This is a genomic window from Arenibacter sp. F20364, assembly GCF_023015905.1.
In the GTDB taxonomy this organism is placed as follows: domain Bacteria; phylum Bacteroidota; class Bacteroidia; order Flavobacteriales; family Flavobacteriaceae; genus Arenibacter.
Map to the genome: position 1 here is coordinate 108,795 of NZ_JALKBD010000011.1, position 16,960 is coordinate 125,754.

The 16,960-nt window shown below is 40.0% G+C and carries 13 protein-coding genes; 5 read left to right on the plus strand and 8 right to left on the minus strand.

The window, feature by feature from the left end:
- The first annotated feature begins 48 nt into the window (after positions 1-48).
- The 4 genes from MWU84_RS11190 to MWU84_RS11205 all read left to right on the plus strand — a co-directional run bounded on the left by MWU84_RS11190 (position 49) and on the right by MWU84_RS11205 (position 6,136).
- A complete protein-coding gene (locus MWU84_RS11190) occupies positions 49-186 on the plus strand; it encodes a hypothetical protein (RefSeq protein ID WP_246901566.1) in 138 nt (45 codons plus the stop codon).
- A gap of 91 nt (positions 187-277) precedes the next feature.
- Positions 278-1,351 carry a mechanosensitive ion channel domain-containing protein gene (locus MWU84_RS11195; protein ID WP_246901567.1) on the plus strand — a complete coding sequence of 358 codons (1,074 nt, stop codon included), beginning with the start codon at positions 278-280 and terminating at the stop codon, positions 1,349-1,351.
- Between the two features lie 123 nt (positions 1,352-1,474).
- A complete protein-coding gene (locus MWU84_RS11200) occupies positions 1,475-5,008 on the plus strand; it encodes a TraB/GumN family protein (RefSeq protein ID WP_246901568.1) in 3,534 nt (1,177 codons plus the stop codon).
- Between the two features lie 285 nt (positions 5,009-5,293).
- On the plus strand, positions 5,294-6,136 hold the full coding sequence (locus MWU84_RS11205; protein WP_246901569.1) for an N-acetylmuramoyl-L-alanine amidase-like domain-containing protein: 843 nt from the start codon (positions 5,294-5,296) through the stop codon (positions 6,134-6,136).
- A 5-nt stretch (positions 6,137-6,141) separates the two neighbouring features.
- Here the strand turns inward: MWU84_RS11205 and MWU84_RS11210 are convergent, their stop codons facing one another.
- The 8 genes from MWU84_RS11210 to MWU84_RS11245 all read right to left on the minus strand — a co-directional run bounded on the left by MWU84_RS11210 (position 6,142) and on the right by MWU84_RS11245 (position 15,214).
- Positions 6,142-7,362 (minus strand): glycoside hydrolase family 27 protein, encoded by a 1,221-nt coding sequence (locus tag MWU84_RS11210; protein ID WP_246901570.1) that lies wholly within the window; start codon positions 7,360-7,362, stop codon positions 6,142-6,144.
- Positions 7,363-7,417: 55 nt separating this feature from the next.
- On the minus strand, positions 7,418-9,205 hold the full coding sequence (locus MWU84_RS11215) for an SGNH/GDSL hydrolase family protein (protein ID WP_246901571.1): 1,788 nt from the start codon (positions 9,203-9,205) through the stop codon (positions 7,418-7,420).
- A gap of 6 nt (positions 9,206-9,211) precedes the next feature.
- Entirely contained in the window at positions 9,212-9,715 is a 504-nt protein-coding gene (locus tag MWU84_RS11220) for a GyrI-like domain-containing protein (protein ID WP_246901572.1), read from the minus strand.
- A 39-nt stretch (positions 9,716-9,754) separates the two neighbouring features.
- Positions 9,755-11,020: a chloride channel protein gene (locus MWU84_RS11225; RefSeq protein WP_246901573.1), complete on the minus strand. Its 1,266-nt coding sequence runs from the start codon at positions 11,018-11,020 to the stop codon at positions 9,755-9,757.
- 363 nt (positions 11,021-11,383) lie between these two features.
- Positions 11,384-11,845, minus strand: coding sequence for an FKBP-type peptidyl-prolyl cis-trans isomerase (locus MWU84_RS11230; RefSeq protein ID WP_246901574.1), 462 nt, complete (start codon positions 11,843-11,845; stop codon positions 11,384-11,386).
- A gap of 158 nt (positions 11,846-12,003) precedes the next feature.
- A complete protein-coding gene (locus tag MWU84_RS11235) occupies positions 12,004-13,470 on the minus strand; it encodes a Gfo/Idh/MocA family oxidoreductase (protein WP_246901575.1) in 1,467 nt (488 codons plus the stop codon).
- Between the two features lie 439 nt (positions 13,471-13,909).
- Positions 13,910-14,356, minus strand: coding sequence for a GNAT family N-acetyltransferase (locus MWU84_RS11240; protein ID WP_246901576.1), 447 nt, complete (start codon positions 14,354-14,356; stop codon positions 13,910-13,912).
- A gap of 75 nt (positions 14,357-14,431) precedes the next feature.
- A complete protein-coding gene (locus tag MWU84_RS11245; RefSeq protein WP_246901577.1) occupies positions 14,432-15,214 on the minus strand; it encodes a glycoside hydrolase family 16 protein in 783 nt (260 codons plus the stop codon).
- 498 nt (positions 15,215-15,712) lie between these two features.
- Between MWU84_RS11245 and MWU84_RS11250 the strand changes: the two genes are divergently transcribed.
- Complete coding sequence (locus MWU84_RS11250; RefSeq protein ID WP_246901578.1) at positions 15,713-16,678, plus strand: hypothetical protein; 966 nt, start codon at positions 15,713-15,715, stop codon at positions 16,676-16,678.
- The last annotated feature ends 282 nt before the right edge of the window (positions 16,679-16,960 follow it).

A 16,960-nucleotide genomic window follows, 5' to 3' on the forward strand; every position in this document is an offset into this window, starting at 1 on the left:
TCCTTCAAATAGTTTATCTATACTGGAATAGACAGGGGCAATTTAAAGATGTTGAAAAAAGATTTATCTTTTTATACCGTTAAGAATATTAATTTTGATGTACCAAAAAATGGAGGTTTCTTGAACCAGATAGGTGCGGAAGTAGCCTATTTCGAAGCCCTAAGAAAATATCACAAGGGTTTTTGAAAGATAAACTGGCCTTATAACAACTCGAAATTTTTATATTGAATAGATTTCAGTATGTTACTGATAATAATTGAACATAAGCCAGACCTAGATGGAAAATATATTTAAAAACGTTGACAACCAGGCCCTATTATACGCTGCGGGAACCTTTGTAATTTTGGCGATATTATACATCAGCACCTATTTTACCCTTCGAAAATTAGGTAGTAATCCAAAATACCTTATTCCAAAGGATGCCATGAAGAGAGTGGGCAAGCCTCTTTTCATCCTATTCCTATCCTTTTTGATCCGCTCAAAATCACTTCACACCTTATTGTATCTAGACGATTTTAGTTTAATCATTAAGAAGACCAGTAATCTTCTGATTATATTTTCCATCACTTGGCTAATTTTGGTAGCCCTCGCAGTTGCCAAAAAATTAATAATAAAAAATTACGACGTAGAAACTTCGGACAATTTAAAGGCGAGGAAAATATACACCCAATTCAACATTCTGGAGCGAATTTTTATTGTAATTGTGGTGGTATTGGCGTTGGGAGCGGCCCTAATGAGTTTCGAAAGTATTCGGGAAATTGGAGTGAGTCTATTTGCTTCCGCCGGGGTAGCAGGTATAATCATTGGGTTCTCGGCACAGAAACTCATAGGAAGTATCCTGGCCGGAATACAAATTGCCTTTACCCAACCCATTAAGTTTGATGATGTAGTAATTGTGGAGGGCGAATGGGGCAGGATAGAAGAGATAACGCTGACTTATGTAGTGATTAAAATCTGGGACAAAAGGCGACTCATTGTCCCAACTACCTATTTTATTGAAAAACCATTTCAGAATTGGACCAAAACATCGGCAGATATTTTGGGAACCGTATTTATTCATACCGATTATCATGTTCCCTTCGATAAACTAAGGGAAGAACTTACTAGGGTATTATCCTCGACAGATTTATGGGACGGAAATGTAAATGTACTCCAGGTTACTGATGCCAAGGCCCAAAGTGTAGAGATTAGGGCACTAATGAGTGCCGTGGATTCACCTACGGCCTGGGATCTAAGGGTTTTTGTACGGGAAAAACTGATTGGTTTTTTACAAGAAAATTACCCTGACAGCTTACCTCACACACGTTTGTATATTAACGAATACACTAATCCCAACTTTCCTAAAAAATAGTGGGTGTACGCCATAGATTGGCATGGATCGTGCTGTTTTAGTACAAATAAAACGTTAATTATGCACTAAGCTTTTATTCCTAATAATTTTTGAAGCATTTTTAACTAAAATTTGGATTGCGGTATGCGTTATTACTTAGGTGTTCTATTACTGATCCTATCAAATGGAATTTTTGCCCAAGAAGAAAAGAGTCTTCTTTGGGAGATATCCGGAAACAACCTAAAGGAATCATCTTACTTGTACGGAACAATGCACGTAAGTCAAAAAATTGCCTTCAGATTGGACGACGTTTTTTACGAGGCCTTGTACAAAAGTGAAATTGTGGCCTTGGAATCAGATCCGGATTCCTGGCTTGAGGAATATGGAAAAATACGCAGTAGTGGCATAGGATATGGCACCGGATTTGTCACTAAGGGCTTCTATATCTACCCCTTTACCTTTAAAAACCCCACCAAGGAAATAGTATCTTCCTATCTATCCTTGGATGACCGTTTGGTGAACAATATCTTGTACCGAACTAATGAAAGTTCCCAAAACTTTGAAGAAGAAACTTATCTTGATATGTACATTTATCAAGCAGGCAAGAAGTTTTCCAAACCCATAGAAGCTTTGGAGGATTTAGAGGAATCCAGTGCCTTGGTGGGTAGGGCCAACATGAATGCCATGAAACCCAAACCTGACGAATGGCTCCAAAAAAAGATGCAGACCCAGGATGTAATGTCACTTTTACAGGATGCTTATAGGGAACGCAATATAAATCTTATTGACTCCCTTGACCAAGCAATGTATACCGAATATTATTTGCAGAACATGCTCTATGCCCGAAACAAGAATATGGCAAGACGGTTGGATTCCCTAATGCATACGGCAAAAGTATTTGCAGGGATTGGGGCCGCCCACCTCCCGGGAAAAAAAGGTGTAATACACTTGCTAAGAAATATGGGGTACCAGGTTAAGCCCCTTACCTCCAGGTTTTCCTCAAAAGGACGAGCCTTAAAGGATTCATTGGAAACCAAAATCCTCAGCAATGAATATGGTAGCAGGACTCCTGATGATGGACTTTTTACCATTCTTTTGCCCAACCAGCTATATCCCATAGCCGAATACACCAATACCACTTACATCTCCCCCGATTTGGCCAACGGAAGCTATCTTATGGTGAACCGTATTCCCACGTTTTCCCATCTAAAAAAGGATTACACCTTCTCCTTGGACGATGTTGACAAACTGCTGTTTGAGAACATTCCTGGAAAGATCCTGGAAAAGAGAAAAATAGAAAACGGGATATACCCTGGATTGGATATAAAAAATCAACTGAAAAACGGCGATTTTCAACGGTATCACATTTACATTACCCCACTGGAAATCCTTATGTTTAAAATGAGCGGCCAAGGGGATTATGTTGTAAAACATTCGGATACCATTTTTAACAGCATCAGCTTCAAAGCATTAGAAAAAAAACGAACGGTACTTTTTTCGGATTTCGATGACTTCGAGATTGAAATGCCTACTATTTACAATTTCACAAATCGCAATAGAAAGGGCAATCGATTTATTGAAGGAGTGCATTCAGATACCCCCTCCTACAACTTTCTAAAAAAGGCCACTCTCAATGATTTCAATTTTATTGAGGCAGACACCTTTGAGCTAAAACAAATTCAATCCCGATTTTATCAAGATCTTAAACTGAAACCGGAATATCACCCTTTTGATGGCCAAAGTTTGACCTCTTCTGCCAAGTTTGGTCCAAAAGGATTGCAAAAGCTCTATTTAAAGACCATTATACAGGAAAATAACTACTATCTCCTTGGCAGTTTAACCAATGATAGCACTGACGCAAAGCAATTTTTCGATTCTTTTAAGATCAAGCAACCAAAATATACCGAAGAGTTCAAAAAAGTCCTGGATACAGCTCTATTCTTCTCGACAATCAGCCCCATTGACCCCCCAAAATTTGTAGAGAATAGCAATAACTACTACGAACGCCATAAAAAGCCCAAACCTTATAGCGCCTATACTAAGAAATCTGTCTATCAGAATAAGAATAACGAGGCCATCTTGGTAACGGTCAATAAGGCCCATGATTTTCTAATGTTTCCCAATATAGACTCGGTCTGGCAACTTAGGAGAAAATTGTACCGCCAAAATACCTTTAATATAATTCGGGAAGACCGCCCGAAATACAACGAAAAATATCATGAAATTAACCTAACCCTGACAGACACCGCCAGTACTAGGGGAATAATGATAAAGAATATAGTAAAGGGAGGGCTTCTATACGAAGTAAAAGCATTAATAGATACCGTTATAACCCCCAGCAAATTCGTCACGGATTTCTTTAACAATTTTGAACCCAACGATACCCTTATCGGTTCATCCATTTTAAGCGATAAAACTTCAGCCTTCTTTAAGGCCATTAGACAGAACGACAGTATAGTCCACGATGGATTTGCATTTCTGAAATTTAACAAAAAGCACTCGGATTCCCTTAAATACTATATATCGGAGTTCGACTTTAAGGACAATCAGAAATATCTCCAGGCTTATTTAATCCAAAAATTGGCAGAAATGCCAGACATCGATGCCACAAGATTCTTTGAGAGCTACTATACCAGATCCTACAACAACTCCAAGGCACAAACGAAAATACTACAAGCCATCAGCAAAAAACAAGATGAAAGCTCGTTAGAGCTGCTCTTGCGACTTATGTCGACCGATTTGCCTTTGGTATCGAGCAAGCAGGAGATCCAAAATATATTCCAACCCTATCTGGACAGTCTACCCCTTGCCAACCTTTTGTTTCCCGAAATCCTAGACTATAGTGCCATAGAAGAATATAAATCGCCTATTTTCTCAATGCTTGCCAAGCTTAAGGCACGCGGATTTATAAAACCAAAGAGCTACAAGAAATACAAAAATCAGATTTTAAATGATGCCAAGATCCAATTGAAAAGACAACTAAGTCTTTCGATGGACCTATTGAACGAGGAGTCCACAATAAGTCCCCGAGATAATAATTATGACATTCTTGAAAATTATGCCGTGTTGCTCTACCCTTTCATAAAAGAAACAGAGGTAGCCATGTTTTTTAACCGTCTATCCACGGTCAACGACCCACAAATACAATCTTCCTACATTGCCCTTCTGTTAAAAAACGAAGAAAATCCGTTTGGCGGAGAAAATAAAATACCGAAAAGTTTAATAATATCCCTGGCCGAAAATCCAGAAACCCGCTTACTGCTGTTTGAAAAATTAAAGCGTATTGGGAAAAGTAATTTTTTCCCTTCCCAATACAGAAACCAACAGGATATTGCCGAATCTATCCTTTATAAGAATTTGGAATTAAACCCTGAGCAACATGCCATAACATTTGTTAAGGACCTAAAAATGTATTATCCCACTATGGGGCATCATGCATATTTCTTTAAAGTAAGAGATAAAGATAACTATAGTAATAACTTAAAAATGTATATGTTAGTGTTCAAAAATACTAACCGAGTTCAGTCCGAACCCTATTATATCAACAAGGGTTTTAACATAGCTGACATTAATACAGAAGAAGAAGTATTACAGTTAACTACCGAAGAGTATAATTTAAAAGATAGACAACGTGCCATTGTGAACAACCCTTCAACATATACCGGATTTATCCATTAGTTGTAAGGCTATCTAACCAGTAGATTATAACATATTGTCAGAATCTGTATAAATGCCTATTGTGTTCCCAATGAAATGCGCAAGAAGACGAGCTAAAGCTGATTTATAAATTATTTATTTGATGAATTTTATACAAGGATATTAATTATGCATCAAGGATTACCAAAAATTGTATACTTGGCAGTACAAAATATTTAAACCGTTGAGAACAATTTGTTAAAACAATTGTACTTAATTATTTTAAATACAAAAAGATATAGAACTATAATTAAACTATTACTTAAAATGAAATATTCCTTCCTATTTCTCTTTCTCCTATGCATTATCCCTCATGGATCTGCACAAAATTTAATATGCTCCCCAAAGGACAAAGAAGCCTTCAATTCCAAGATTATGGCAATTTCAGAGTTGGATAAACATGACATTGGGGCCACTGTTGTAGCTATTGGTAAAACGTTTATCGGGATTCCGTATGTAGCCAAAACCTTGGAAATTGGGGAGACGGAATCTTTGGTTGTCAATTTGCATGGGTTGGATTGCACCACCTTTGTAGAGAACGTTTTGGCCTTTAGCCTAATGGTAAAAAATCATAAAACGGACTTCAATTCCTACCTCAATTATTTAGAAACCATTCGGTATAAGGATGGCAAACTCAACGGCTATGCATCAAGGCTTCATTATTTTTCGGAATGGATCGCCAACAATGAGAAAAAAGGTCTTTTAAGGGATATGACCTCCGAAATAGGTGGTGTGGAAAGTAGTAAGGCCATCAATTTTATGAGTACGCACAGGGAACTTTATCCATTTCTAAAAGATGCTGACAACTTTGACAAAATTAAGGCCTCAGAGGAATTTTTAAAAATGCAATCCATCTGTATCCTTCCGCAGGACAATATAAAAGCAAATGAACATCTAATTCAATCTGGTGATATAATTGCCCTTACCACTTCTATAAAAGGGCTAGATATTACACACACGGGAATAGCTACTAGGGAATCCGATGGGAGAATACATTTATTGCATGCTTCTACCGGATCTATGGCGGTAGAAGTATCCAAACAGCCCTTGGCCGCTTACCTAAAAGGAATTAAGAGCAATACGGGAATCATGGTAGCCCGACCCTTATAATTTCATCAACTATTCTTGTCATTGAATTGAAAAACATTAAAGGGCTTGGCCTTGCCTTTAATCCTGAGCACCACAATCCCGTGGGAAGGGACCTCCATACGAATAGTTAGACTTTTGGAGGTTTCATAGTTTTTAGCTGCCCAAATATCCCGAATAGTATATCCTTCCGAGGCATCAATACCAATATCCGAAAGGTTAACAGTAATAAAATCCTGTTTATCCGATCGGTTAAGTAAGCCAACCACAACATCACCACTCATTGAATCTGTTAGCGGTTTGGCCCAAACCTCCATCTCTCCATAGTCAACCAAACGTCTCGCCTGGTACACATAGTCACTTTGGTGGATTGCTATCATTTCGCTATTACTGACCAAATCCAATGTTTCTTTGGAAATTTTAGTTAAATCATTGCCCAGTAAAAGTGGGGAGTGCATTAGGCACCACATGGAAAAATGAGTCCTATCTTCCTCCAGCGTCATTCCGCGCCCTACTTGCAGCATATCCATATCATTATAATGTCCGGCAGAACTATACATCCACAAATCGGCATTTAGATCTATAATCCTTAAAATAGATTCAAACCTGTTGCTGATATCCCCGGAGATTCTCCATGAATCCGCAACTTGGGTTACCCATTTCCCAGGAAACTTCCATCTACAGACATTATATACTACGTCTGGATTAATAGCCTTTACCAATTTCCCTATCTCAGAGTATCTGGTTTCCTCATCCAATCCCAACCATTGTCCACCACACCAATCCACTTTAATAAAATCATACTTCCATTCCTTTAAAAATAAGCTCAAGTCTTTTCTGTCGTGCCCATAAAGCCCCATCCCGGAACCAATGGTGTCCTTGTCCCAATAAGATGCACAGGTATTGATTCCAGCATCGGAATAGATTCCGGCCTTAAGGCCTTTTGCATGGATATACTCCGCCAAGGATTTCATCCCAGCAGGAAAGCGTCCTTTATGGACCAGGAGATTGCCATTTTCATCCCGTCCCCCATAAAAGCCATCGTCTATATTAATAAAGGAATAGCCGGCAGCCTTTAAGCCCGAGGCCACCATGGCATCTGCCTGAGACCTTATAATTTCCTCATTAATATTTACCCTATAATTGTTCCAACTTGCCCATCCCATAATTGGCTTCTTAGGTATGGAATGATCAATTTTATCTTCGGAATTTCCCATAGCAGCATTTTGAAATCCTTTGTCCGACTTCATATTACAGGATAATAGTATAACACCTAGCAGTAGGGTGATAGTGGTTATTAAAGGCCTAATTCGCATTCTTCCCCAAAGTTTGCTTTAATATCTTGCCCAATTTACGGTATCCTTTTGCGTTTGGGTGCAATCCATCCGAAAAAAGAGCGACATCAATTTTCTGGTCCTTACCCAAAAGCGCTACTCCAATATCGGCATAATCCACATTTTTAGAAGTTGCCAATGAAGCTATCCTTATGTTTAAATTCCGCATTCGCTCCTCCTTGTCAACCCTTGGAAACAGACCTAACAACAATAGTCTAGCCTTGGGTTGTCTTTCCTTAATGGCATTGATCACCAATTCCAATCCCTCCAATATCTCTTCATCGGTATTCAGATGTTCATTATTGGTTCCGATCATCAGCACAATTTGCTGGGCATCAAAACCATCCAGTTCATCGTGATATATTCTCCATAGTACGTTCTCAACCCTATCCCACCCGAAACCAAAATTACGGACCTGCAATTTGTCCAAATTTGCCTTCCAGGAATCGGCTCCAGTGCTTAGATTTGCTTTTGGTGTACCGCCCCAATAATGGGTGATACTATTTCCGAAAAAACATATTTTAGGGGCACTTTCCTTATTCATTTTTAACAATTCCTGATGCCGGCCTTCCCAGTGATACATTCTGGGCTCCCTAGCCTGGGTAACCGGAATTGTTGTGGACGTGGTTCCAACCGGTTCCTTTATTATTTTACGAATTTCCTTCTCATAGGCCACGGCATATTCCGTCATACCCAAATCCGTGGGATGGGTGCCATCTACAAAACTTTCCATGGACAGGCTCAACTCTTCCTTGGTCAATAAATGTATATCTCTAACTCCATCGGTCTCCAATTGCCCAAATGCTTCCTTAGCTATTCTATTTAAGTCGGTATAGTTTTTAAGACGTTCGGCATCCACGGCACCATCGGAATAACCATCGTGTTCCACCAACAAAATTGGCGTATCCGGACGCTTTGTCCTTATCTGATTAATACTGGAAATAATAAGTTTCCTTACGTCTTCAAGTGAACGATTTTTAGTAGCGACCAAATTGGGAAGACAATCCAAAACATAGATTTTTGCATCTATTTCGGCAATAAAGTCGATTACCTCTTTTTCCAGTCTACCATTCCCTGAAAATGCTAAATTAATAAGTGGCCTATCTAATTTTCTACTCAAAATGGAGGTCCATGCCATTCCCGGGCGTGAGGCGCATGCGCCTTGGGCTATGGAAGTGCCATACACTACTACGGGTTTCTCCAACCTTGTTGGCAGAGGCTCCAAAACAGCGTCCTTCGGTATTCCGATTTCCAGCCACTCCACCTCATTGTACAATGGAAGGTACAACTGATACTCCCTTCCCCTATCGTGGTATTGCTCTTTCGGGTCGATGTTGGAATAGCGATATTGTATGGTATCGGCAAAGGTATATTTCCCCCTATACCATTGCCAATCGCCATCACTGGTCTTGGCATAAAGATCTACCCCACTAACTCCGGTAGCCGGCATATGCGGCATGGCATGATTCCCTTTTACCCTGTAGCGTACACTAATCGATTTTGCATCACTCCTAAACCTTAGGGATAGCCCTGCCGAATGTTTGGACAAGTTCCACACCGCCGCTCGGACAATTCCTTCGGCCTGCTTTGGTAATCGGTAATAGGTAGAGCCCCCCTGACCCGGCCACGCCTTCCCTTCAACACTCCACGAATCGGAGTCTGCGGGATTCCACCAAGAAATACCCCTGTCCTCTTGGGCAATTGAAAATTGAAATAGCAGTATTATTGCCCATAAACTTAAAATCGACTTGTTTTCCATATCTACTTATTCTTGATTTTTTCTTTTAATAGGTATAAAGACCTCTTCTTCTGAATTGGGGTCGTTATTCCGGTATTTATTGCCCATAATCTCGAAATGTTCCCTATGATCCAATTCAAAGTCCGATTTTGGCAACCATTCCCCAAAAATATACTGCGCCGTGATTGGAAAGGAACTGGGCAATCCCCTATGGACAAAAACGGCATACAAACCTCCGGACAAGGTATGTGATTCCATTCCTTCAGGTATTTTGGTATTATCCTCCACCTCTACCACAGCCCATTTCTCAAATTGGGTAGACATATTAAATTCATTAAAGTTAAGTGCACCGTCATAAACTTGCATACTCATCAGGTCGTCCGAAATAGGATTTCTGATTTCCTTTCTTCTGGGCATAAATCCTTGCCAAAGTTCTTTGGTCCTATCCTCTGCCAAGGACATTGCCAATCGGTTTCCGATTAATTTTTTTTCGGACACTTTTTCAATACGTCGAAATATTTCTAAATCCATAAGGCATCTCCATTTTTACTATGTACCATCAATGTCATCCTATTTTTCCATTTGGGAACTGATAAAAGGTATTCTAGGGGCCAAAAAATAACCGGTAAGGCTGGCAAACAGAATGGGGATAAAATATGCAAACCCTGTCAAAGTAGCCAAAAGGATTGTAGTGCTCATTGGTGTTCTGGTAACACAAGCATTTATGGCAGCCATGCAACTTATTATGGCCAAAGTTGGATTTATGGAAGGGAATAATATATGCAATATCAACCCCAGACTAACCCCAACAAAAAATAAAGGAATGATAAATCCGCCACGCCAACCTGACGTCACCGTTATGGCTATAGCTACAATTTTAAAAAGCAAGATCGCCACAAGGGTATTTAAGGAAAAATCCCTAGTGAGCAATTCGTTAATTTCATGATGGCCAAAATATCTTGTCAACGGAAAGTAATAGGCAATAATCCCCAGTAAAATTCCTCCTATCAGGGTTTTTATATAAATAGGAATGACCCCTTTTTCAAAAATAGCCTTAAAAAATTTAGTGCAATAGATAAATCCCCACGCCACAACAGTCCCTGCCATAGCAAATATTACCGCATAGAGAAAATCGAAGACACCTGCATATTCATATTCCGATAAATTCCAAATAGGGCCTATCCCCAAATGGATGACCAGTGCAAATACCACATAACTAAAACTACTTGCCACCAAGGCAGGAATAATGGCCTTATAATATTCTACTGCGTGCTTATGGTGAAGTATTTCCAAAGAAAATAAACTTCCCCCCAACGGAGCTCCGAATAAGGCAGTAAAACCTGAAGCCATACCAGCTATACTCAAGGACCTGAGCTCCTCTCCTTTTAACCTAAATATTTTCCCCAGCCAGCTTCCTGTTGAACCTGTGACCTGCACCAAAGGTGCTTCTGGACCCAGACTACCACCAGAAGCCACGCATAGCAGGGAAGATAATATCATAGAAGGATTGTTTTTGGGATCTAACTTTCCCTTATTAAAACGAATGTTGTTGACAATGAGATGAATTTCACCCGGATCACCAATAAAGTGAATTACCAAGCCAGCCAATAAGCCGGCAATAGACATAAGGGGTATTACCTGCCAACCTCCAAAAAAGGCCATTTTATGTGTCAGGAACTCTAAAATAATCCAATATAAGCCTGCAATCAATCCCCCCGCCAATCCCAAAATGGCCCATAACAAAAAAGTGCGACTGAATACAAAGGGATTAAACCGAATAGGCTGGTCCAAAATATTCAGATAAGTAATCAGTTTTCTTCTACGTTTTAGCTTCACTATTCCATATACTTTTTAAACAGGTATACCATAACCATCCATGGATTATTTTGAAACCTTAAATATAGCGACATGAAGGAAAAGTAGGAAGAATTTTAGAAAAGTATCTACGCCAACCGAAATTTACACCACAGAAAATAATCCATGGATGGTTCATCAACAAACCAGTTGGTCGGTTTAATATTCAATTGTGCTGCCCTTAGCGCCAAGTTTGGTATTTCGTCGGCAAATTATACCTTAAATCTACCTTTATATCAAAATTTCAAAATCGACAAAAAGAAAAAACCAACCTTACGGTTGGTTCTTTAGTTTGTTCCTACCATTGGTCAAAAGCCAAAAACAAGTAAAAAATAAGGTGTTTTTTTAATTTACCGAAATAAGAGTGACCTCGAAAACAAGTACAGAACCCCCTGGAATTCCATTATAATCCCTGCTACCATAGCCTAAATGCGCGGGCACCAAAAGTATTCCGCTACCGCCTTCCTTAAAATAGGTAATACCTTCCGTCCAACCTGCTATCACTTGATTCAATCCAAAGGTAACCCCCTCTTCATCGCTTTGATCGAATACGGAACCATTCAGAAAATAGCCTTTGTAAGCAACAGTAACATTGGAAGAAGCTTCAGCCTGTGTTCCTGTCCCTTCTTCTTCAATTACGTAATAAAGTCCTGAATTACTTCTTACGGCGGTTAAATTGTTCTCCTCAACATAAGCCTGAATGTCTGCCTCGTTCTTGGCTACATAATCGATATCTTCCTCGGTCTTCTTCTCGTTATCACATGAAATAAACAAAACAAGGGCCAGGGTAAAAAGTGCATTCTTCATAATTATCATTTTTTAAGGGCCAAATATAACAAAATCCCTAAATCGGTCTAAGCCGGACACCCCAAAGGGTCTTATAAATTTTAGTTAATTATATAAATCAAAAACCCTTAAAACTTTTTTTAAAGTCTTAAGGGTGTTCAGTTGTCTACACTACTACCTTAAACTACAAAGCCAGGTCTATAATTTCTGGTTACAAACTGATTTGCTTCCTCCAGATTGGTAATACGCATATTCTCTCCGTCCCAAAGTAATTTCTTACGGGCAAAGAACTCCATCTTACCCTTCTCGTTTTCCCTTTGCAACAAATAGCTGCGAATGGCAAGGTTACCCATTAGAACTGTCTCTGTCATAGGTCCCGCATAGTCAAAAGAGGATGTTAACCCAAGATGTTCTTCACTGCCAAAACCGGCCTTACAGGCATCTATCCATTTACGTTGATGTCCGTATTCCGGTTCATCATTGGGCTCCACTTCCGGACCAAAATCCGTAGTACCATCATTAAGGTAAAGCTTTGGCATTAGAGGAGAACTGTCGTTTATATTGGTAGAGATAATCCCCTTTTCCCCTATCATCAATACCCCGTTTTGGCTACCATTTCCACCAATTTCGTGATCTGCAGGAATTATTTCTGGATGGGCCGGTCTAATACCGCCATCGCTCCAGGTCATTTCAATAGGCGATTGACTCTTTTGAGTTGCTCCAAAGTGCAAGGTTATAAAGGAAGAAGCAGGACATCCTTCCGGGTGATAATCTGCATTCCACATATCCGTGTACACTGCCCCTACGCTACATTCCGCATCTGTAGGATACTTAAGACCCAAAGTCCTGAAAGGTATATCGATCAAATGACAGCCTACATCTCCCAAAGCTCCAGTACCGTATTCCCACCAACCCCTCCATCCAAATGGATGCAAGTTAGGGGTATAAGGCTTAAATTCGGATGGCCCTAACCATAGGTCCCAATTAAGGTCTTTTGGTTTGGCACTCGGGTCAGGTTTCGGAAACGCCCCACCTTGTGGCCAAACAGGTCTATTGGTCCATACCTGTACTTTGGAAATCTTACCAAGCACTCCGGAATCCACCCATTTTTGAACCATGCCCAACAAAGGATTGGAACCTCCTTGATTACCCATTTGCGTCACTATTTTTTTACTTCTTGCCATCTCGGTAAGCATTCTAGCTTCCCGTATATTATGGGTCATGGGTTTTTGTACATATACATTCACCCCTCGTTCCATAGCGTATGCCGCTGCTGGCCCATGAACGTGATCTGGAGTGGAAATGGTAACGGCATCTATCCCTTTTTCCTTATCCAACATCTCCCTAAAATCGGCATAAAGCTTTGCTTTTGGGAAGAGTTCTACTGATTTCTTTGCCGATCCGGAAAAATCCACATCGCATAAGGCAACTACTTTTTCCCTTCCCCCTACCGAGGCATTGCGAATGTCACTGGCACCCTTTCCCCCGGCACCTATGGCCGCTATATTTAAACGATCACTGGGAGCAGTATAACCAACACCTCCAAGTACATGCCTGGGCACGAAAAAGATGGAGGATGCCATTGCACCTTTTTTGATAAATGATCTGCGGGAATCCACAGACTTTTCAGGTTTATTTTTCTTCATAATTATTGATTATTACATTTTTTGCAATCTCTTTTTCAATATCAAAAAAATCTATCCAAACAGTGCCTCTACAACAATATTATTGTGGTTCCAGCCAGTTCTGCTTTAGGGATTTAGCAATATATAACATATTAATTTACCTTATCTCTAAAATTTTCTCAAAAACTACTATAATATTAACCCTAAAAAAAACCTCGGCCCTATGATATTGGCAAGGTAAAAAAGGCGATGTAATACTCTGAATACTCAGCTCTAGCCCTCCGTAAAAGTCTAATATTGTATTACTAAAAGGTAGGCATTTCTACTGAAACCAGCTTATAGGACAAACCTCACCCTGTGCCAAAATAGATTTGCCAGCTGTAATGATTATCGACCGGATTTTGAAAATGTGCGCTGCCGCTGCAACTAGGGCCACTGGCTACAGCATATGGCTGAACGTTTAGTTCTTTTTAATAAGAGCTTCGGTTTTAAGCACGTAAATGCGGCTTTCCTTTTCCTTAAAGCCCAAGCTTTTGTATAGATTAATAGCTTCTATTCGTTTATCTGCGCTAAAAAGAAGGATTTCGGTAAGGCCATTTTCCTTTCCCAATTCCACCAATTTTTCCATTAGTTTCCTACCAATGCCCTGACCCCTATGTTCCACATCTACTACCACATCCTCAACCCAGCCCTTGATCCCGGATATAACGGTGTAGGTGCACATTAAGGCCATGCCCAATACCTTATCATTATCAATACAATACACCAAACTAATGGGGTTCTCAGGATCTAGTACCTGCTTCAGGTCTATTTGTTTTATATCCGCATTCAATTGGCGGAACAATCCTGCCAGTTGCTTCTCCATATCCGCATTAATTTCGGACTCTTGTAACAATGCTATTTTCATCTATTTTCTATAAAGTTTACCTCTAAAACTTCAAGGTTTTATTTTTGCTAATTTAATAAACTTCTTTTGTTGTTTTCAATTCCCATTTTCCTTTTGGTAAACCTTTACATAATCCACCATAAACACATCCGGAAAAATGGTCTTTAATATCTCCTCCTTTTTGCTCGGGTATTCCATGCTCAAGATGATATATTCATCTATATTGGAGATGCCGGCGGTAACCTCATAATACTTATAACCATCCACATAAAAAATATATTTGTCCGGGAACCATTCCAAACCAAAGGTGTGAAACCCCAAACCTACCCCTCTGCGATAACTCTGCATTCCCTTGGTGGACTTTTGATTGGGACCGTAGGCCCAATGAACATTATGGGATACAATATCGGTACCCAACTTCTTGAAAAACTCCATTATATCTATTTCCGCGCCAAATTTTGACGGATCTTCCCCTTTACTTATCTCAGGGGACTGCAACCAGAAAGCCGCCCATACCCCTTGTGACTTTTGCAGTTTGGCCCTACATTCATAATAGCCATATTTGGACATAAACTTGCCTTGGGTACCAACTGCACTGCCCAAAAGGGAGTCTCCCTTTTTAATGGCATATAATTTTAAATATCCCTTTTCAACTTTTACAGCTTCCTCGGATACATAAGCTATGGCCCTCGGTCCAATCCCCCTAACTGCCCATTTGGTAGTATCCAAGCTTTTGCCCTTAAACTGATCTTCCCAAACCAATTTATAACCCATTTTCTCAGGATTAAACCGTTTTCTGGACATCGGTCCTTGTGCAGGGCGCTGGGCCAGGGCAAAACCCATAATAAAAAGGAAAAATAATGCAGGTGTCAATTTCATTTTAATCTGATTTTAGCCTTTGAAGGGTTGGACGAAAACAAACACAACCTATATCCTAACTTCACACACCATAAATGTTTAATGGCTTATGCCCTACATTAAAACACCATAACATACAATGTTACCTTCAACAGCAAGATAATACACTTGGGCCGGCATTATCTGGCAGATTCTATCAAAAATTGTTATAATTTTAACCCCAATATATAACATTTGGGTGTGTCCCTATCGGGCCGGGCTATCCGCTTCAAATCCTCTGCCTTCCGCCTGCGGGCTTTTCACTACTATCCCTCACACAAATAGGAAAGCTTTAAATATCAGTTGACCCAAATTGTGGTTTGGGCATAACAGCCAACAGTAGCAAAAATTCGCCCGACAACAACTTGAACATGTGGATGAGCTATATTTTATGCCCTGAACAACAGCGAATAAAAAGGAATTATTATCTTCCATACTTAAAATAACCTTTCTAACGCGCTCTTCCTAAAAAACTAACTTATGAAAAAGTGTCTACTCTTTCTTACCGCCCTTATGGTTTTACCGACATCTTGCAAAGACCAGCTAAAAACCAAGGAAAAAATGAAGAACGATCAACAATCTAAGGTAATACCCAAAGATTCTGTGCCTTTCCCCGTCCAATTGGTACAATTCCACACCCCAAAGGAAAATCCAGTTTTTACCGGTACAGGCTTGGACACTTGGGATCAAAAAATTAGGGAAAGGGGGTATATCCTGAAAGAAGGGGACACCTACCATATGTGGTATACGGGCTTCCAAACGGAAGAAGAACCGCTTTCTCTTGGTTACGCTACCTCGCCTGACGGAATCTCCTGGAAACGTTACGCCGACAAGCCCGTTTTTAATGGGAGTTGGACAGAGGATATGATGGTTATAAATGTTGATGGCATGTATCATATGTTTGCTGAAGGTAAAAACGATGTCGCCCATAGGCTTACCTCTACAGATCGTATTCATTGGACAGACCATGGTTCCTTGGATATACGCACTGTAAATGGCTCCCCTTTGAGCGAAGGACCCTATGGGACACCTACCGCATGGCGGGAAAACAACCTTTGGTACTTGTTCTATGAGCGGAATGATCTGGGTATTTGGCTTGCCACCTCTAAAGATTTAAAAGTATGGACCAATATTCAGGATGAACCAGTAATTTCTATGGGACCCGAAGAGTACGATAAGTATGGGGTCGCCGTAAATCAAATCATAAAATACAAGGAATGGTATTATGCCTATTACCACGGCACCCCTTTTGAAGATTGGAGCCTATGGTCTACCAATGTAGCGGCTTCAAAGGATTTGGTGAATTGGAAAAAATACCCTCAAAATCCAATAATGGAGGAAAATAGATCCAGCGGAATCCTAGTTCCGGATGGGGAACAATATAGGCTTTATACCATGCACGATAAAGTAGAGGTACATTTTCCGAAAAGTACCACAAAAAACTAAAGATTGCTTCTTAAGATACGCTATTTACTTCCCGATTTGGACTATTTGTACGGTATCTGCGTAAAATCGTAAATCCAACCACTTGGTTTGTTTGTGTCGCTCATGGACGCCTTTATAGGCTAAAAAGCAACGATATAAAACGTAAAAATATCTATGACATACCCATATTTAATGGTTGGGCCCACAAAATCTTAGAAAAAAAGACTAACCAGTCTTTTAGATTACACTATCATGGCCCGTACTTCCACGATATTGTCCTCATTTTAAACATGCCCCAAGTTC

Excerpts from the sequence above, each read along its gene's own strand:
- MWU84_RS11210 (WP_246901570.1), bottom strand. The coding sequence starts at position 7,362 with ATGAAGTCGGACAAAGGATTTCAAAATGCTGCTATGGGAAATTCCGAA.
- MWU84_RS11215 (WP_246901571.1), bottom strand. The coding sequence starts at position 9,205 with ATGGAAAACAAGTCGATTTTAAGTTTATGGGCAATAATACTGCTATTT.
- MWU84_RS11245 (WP_246901577.1), bottom strand. The coding sequence starts at position 15,214 with ATGAAATTGACACCTGCATTATTTTTCCTTTTTATTATGGGTTTTGCC.
- MWU84_RS11240 (WP_246901576.1), bottom strand. The coding sequence starts at position 14,356 with ATGAAAATAGCATTGTTACAAGAGTCCGAAATTAATGCGGATATGGAG.
- MWU84_RS11190 (WP_246901566.1), top strand. The coding sequence starts at position 49 with ATGTTGAAAAAAGATTTATCTTTTTATACCGTTAAGAATATTAATTTT.
- MWU84_RS11205 (WP_246901569.1), top strand. The coding sequence starts at position 5,294 with ATGAAATATTCCTTCCTATTTCTCTTTCTCCTATGCATTATCCCTCAT.
- MWU84_RS11230 (WP_246901574.1), bottom strand. The coding sequence starts at position 11,845 with ATGAAGAATGCACTTTTTACCCTGGCCCTTGTTTTGTTTATTTCATGT.
- MWU84_RS11195 (WP_246901567.1), top strand. The coding sequence starts at position 278 with ATGGAAAATATATTTAAAAACGTTGACAACCAGGCCCTATTATACGCT.
- MWU84_RS11200 (WP_246901568.1), top strand. The coding sequence starts at position 1,475 with ATGCGTTATTACTTAGGTGTTCTATTACTGATCCTATCAAATGGAATT.
- MWU84_RS11220 (WP_246901572.1), bottom strand. The coding sequence starts at position 9,715 with ATGGATTTAGAAATATTTCGACGTATTGAAAAAGTGTCCGAAAAAAAA.
- MWU84_RS11235 (WP_246901575.1), bottom strand. The coding sequence starts at position 13,470 with ATGAAGAAAAATAAACCTGAAAAGTCTGTGGATTCCCGCAGATCATTT.
- MWU84_RS11250 (WP_246901578.1), top strand. The coding sequence starts at position 15,713 with ATGAAAAAGTGTCTACTCTTTCTTACCGCCCTTATGGTTTTACCGACA.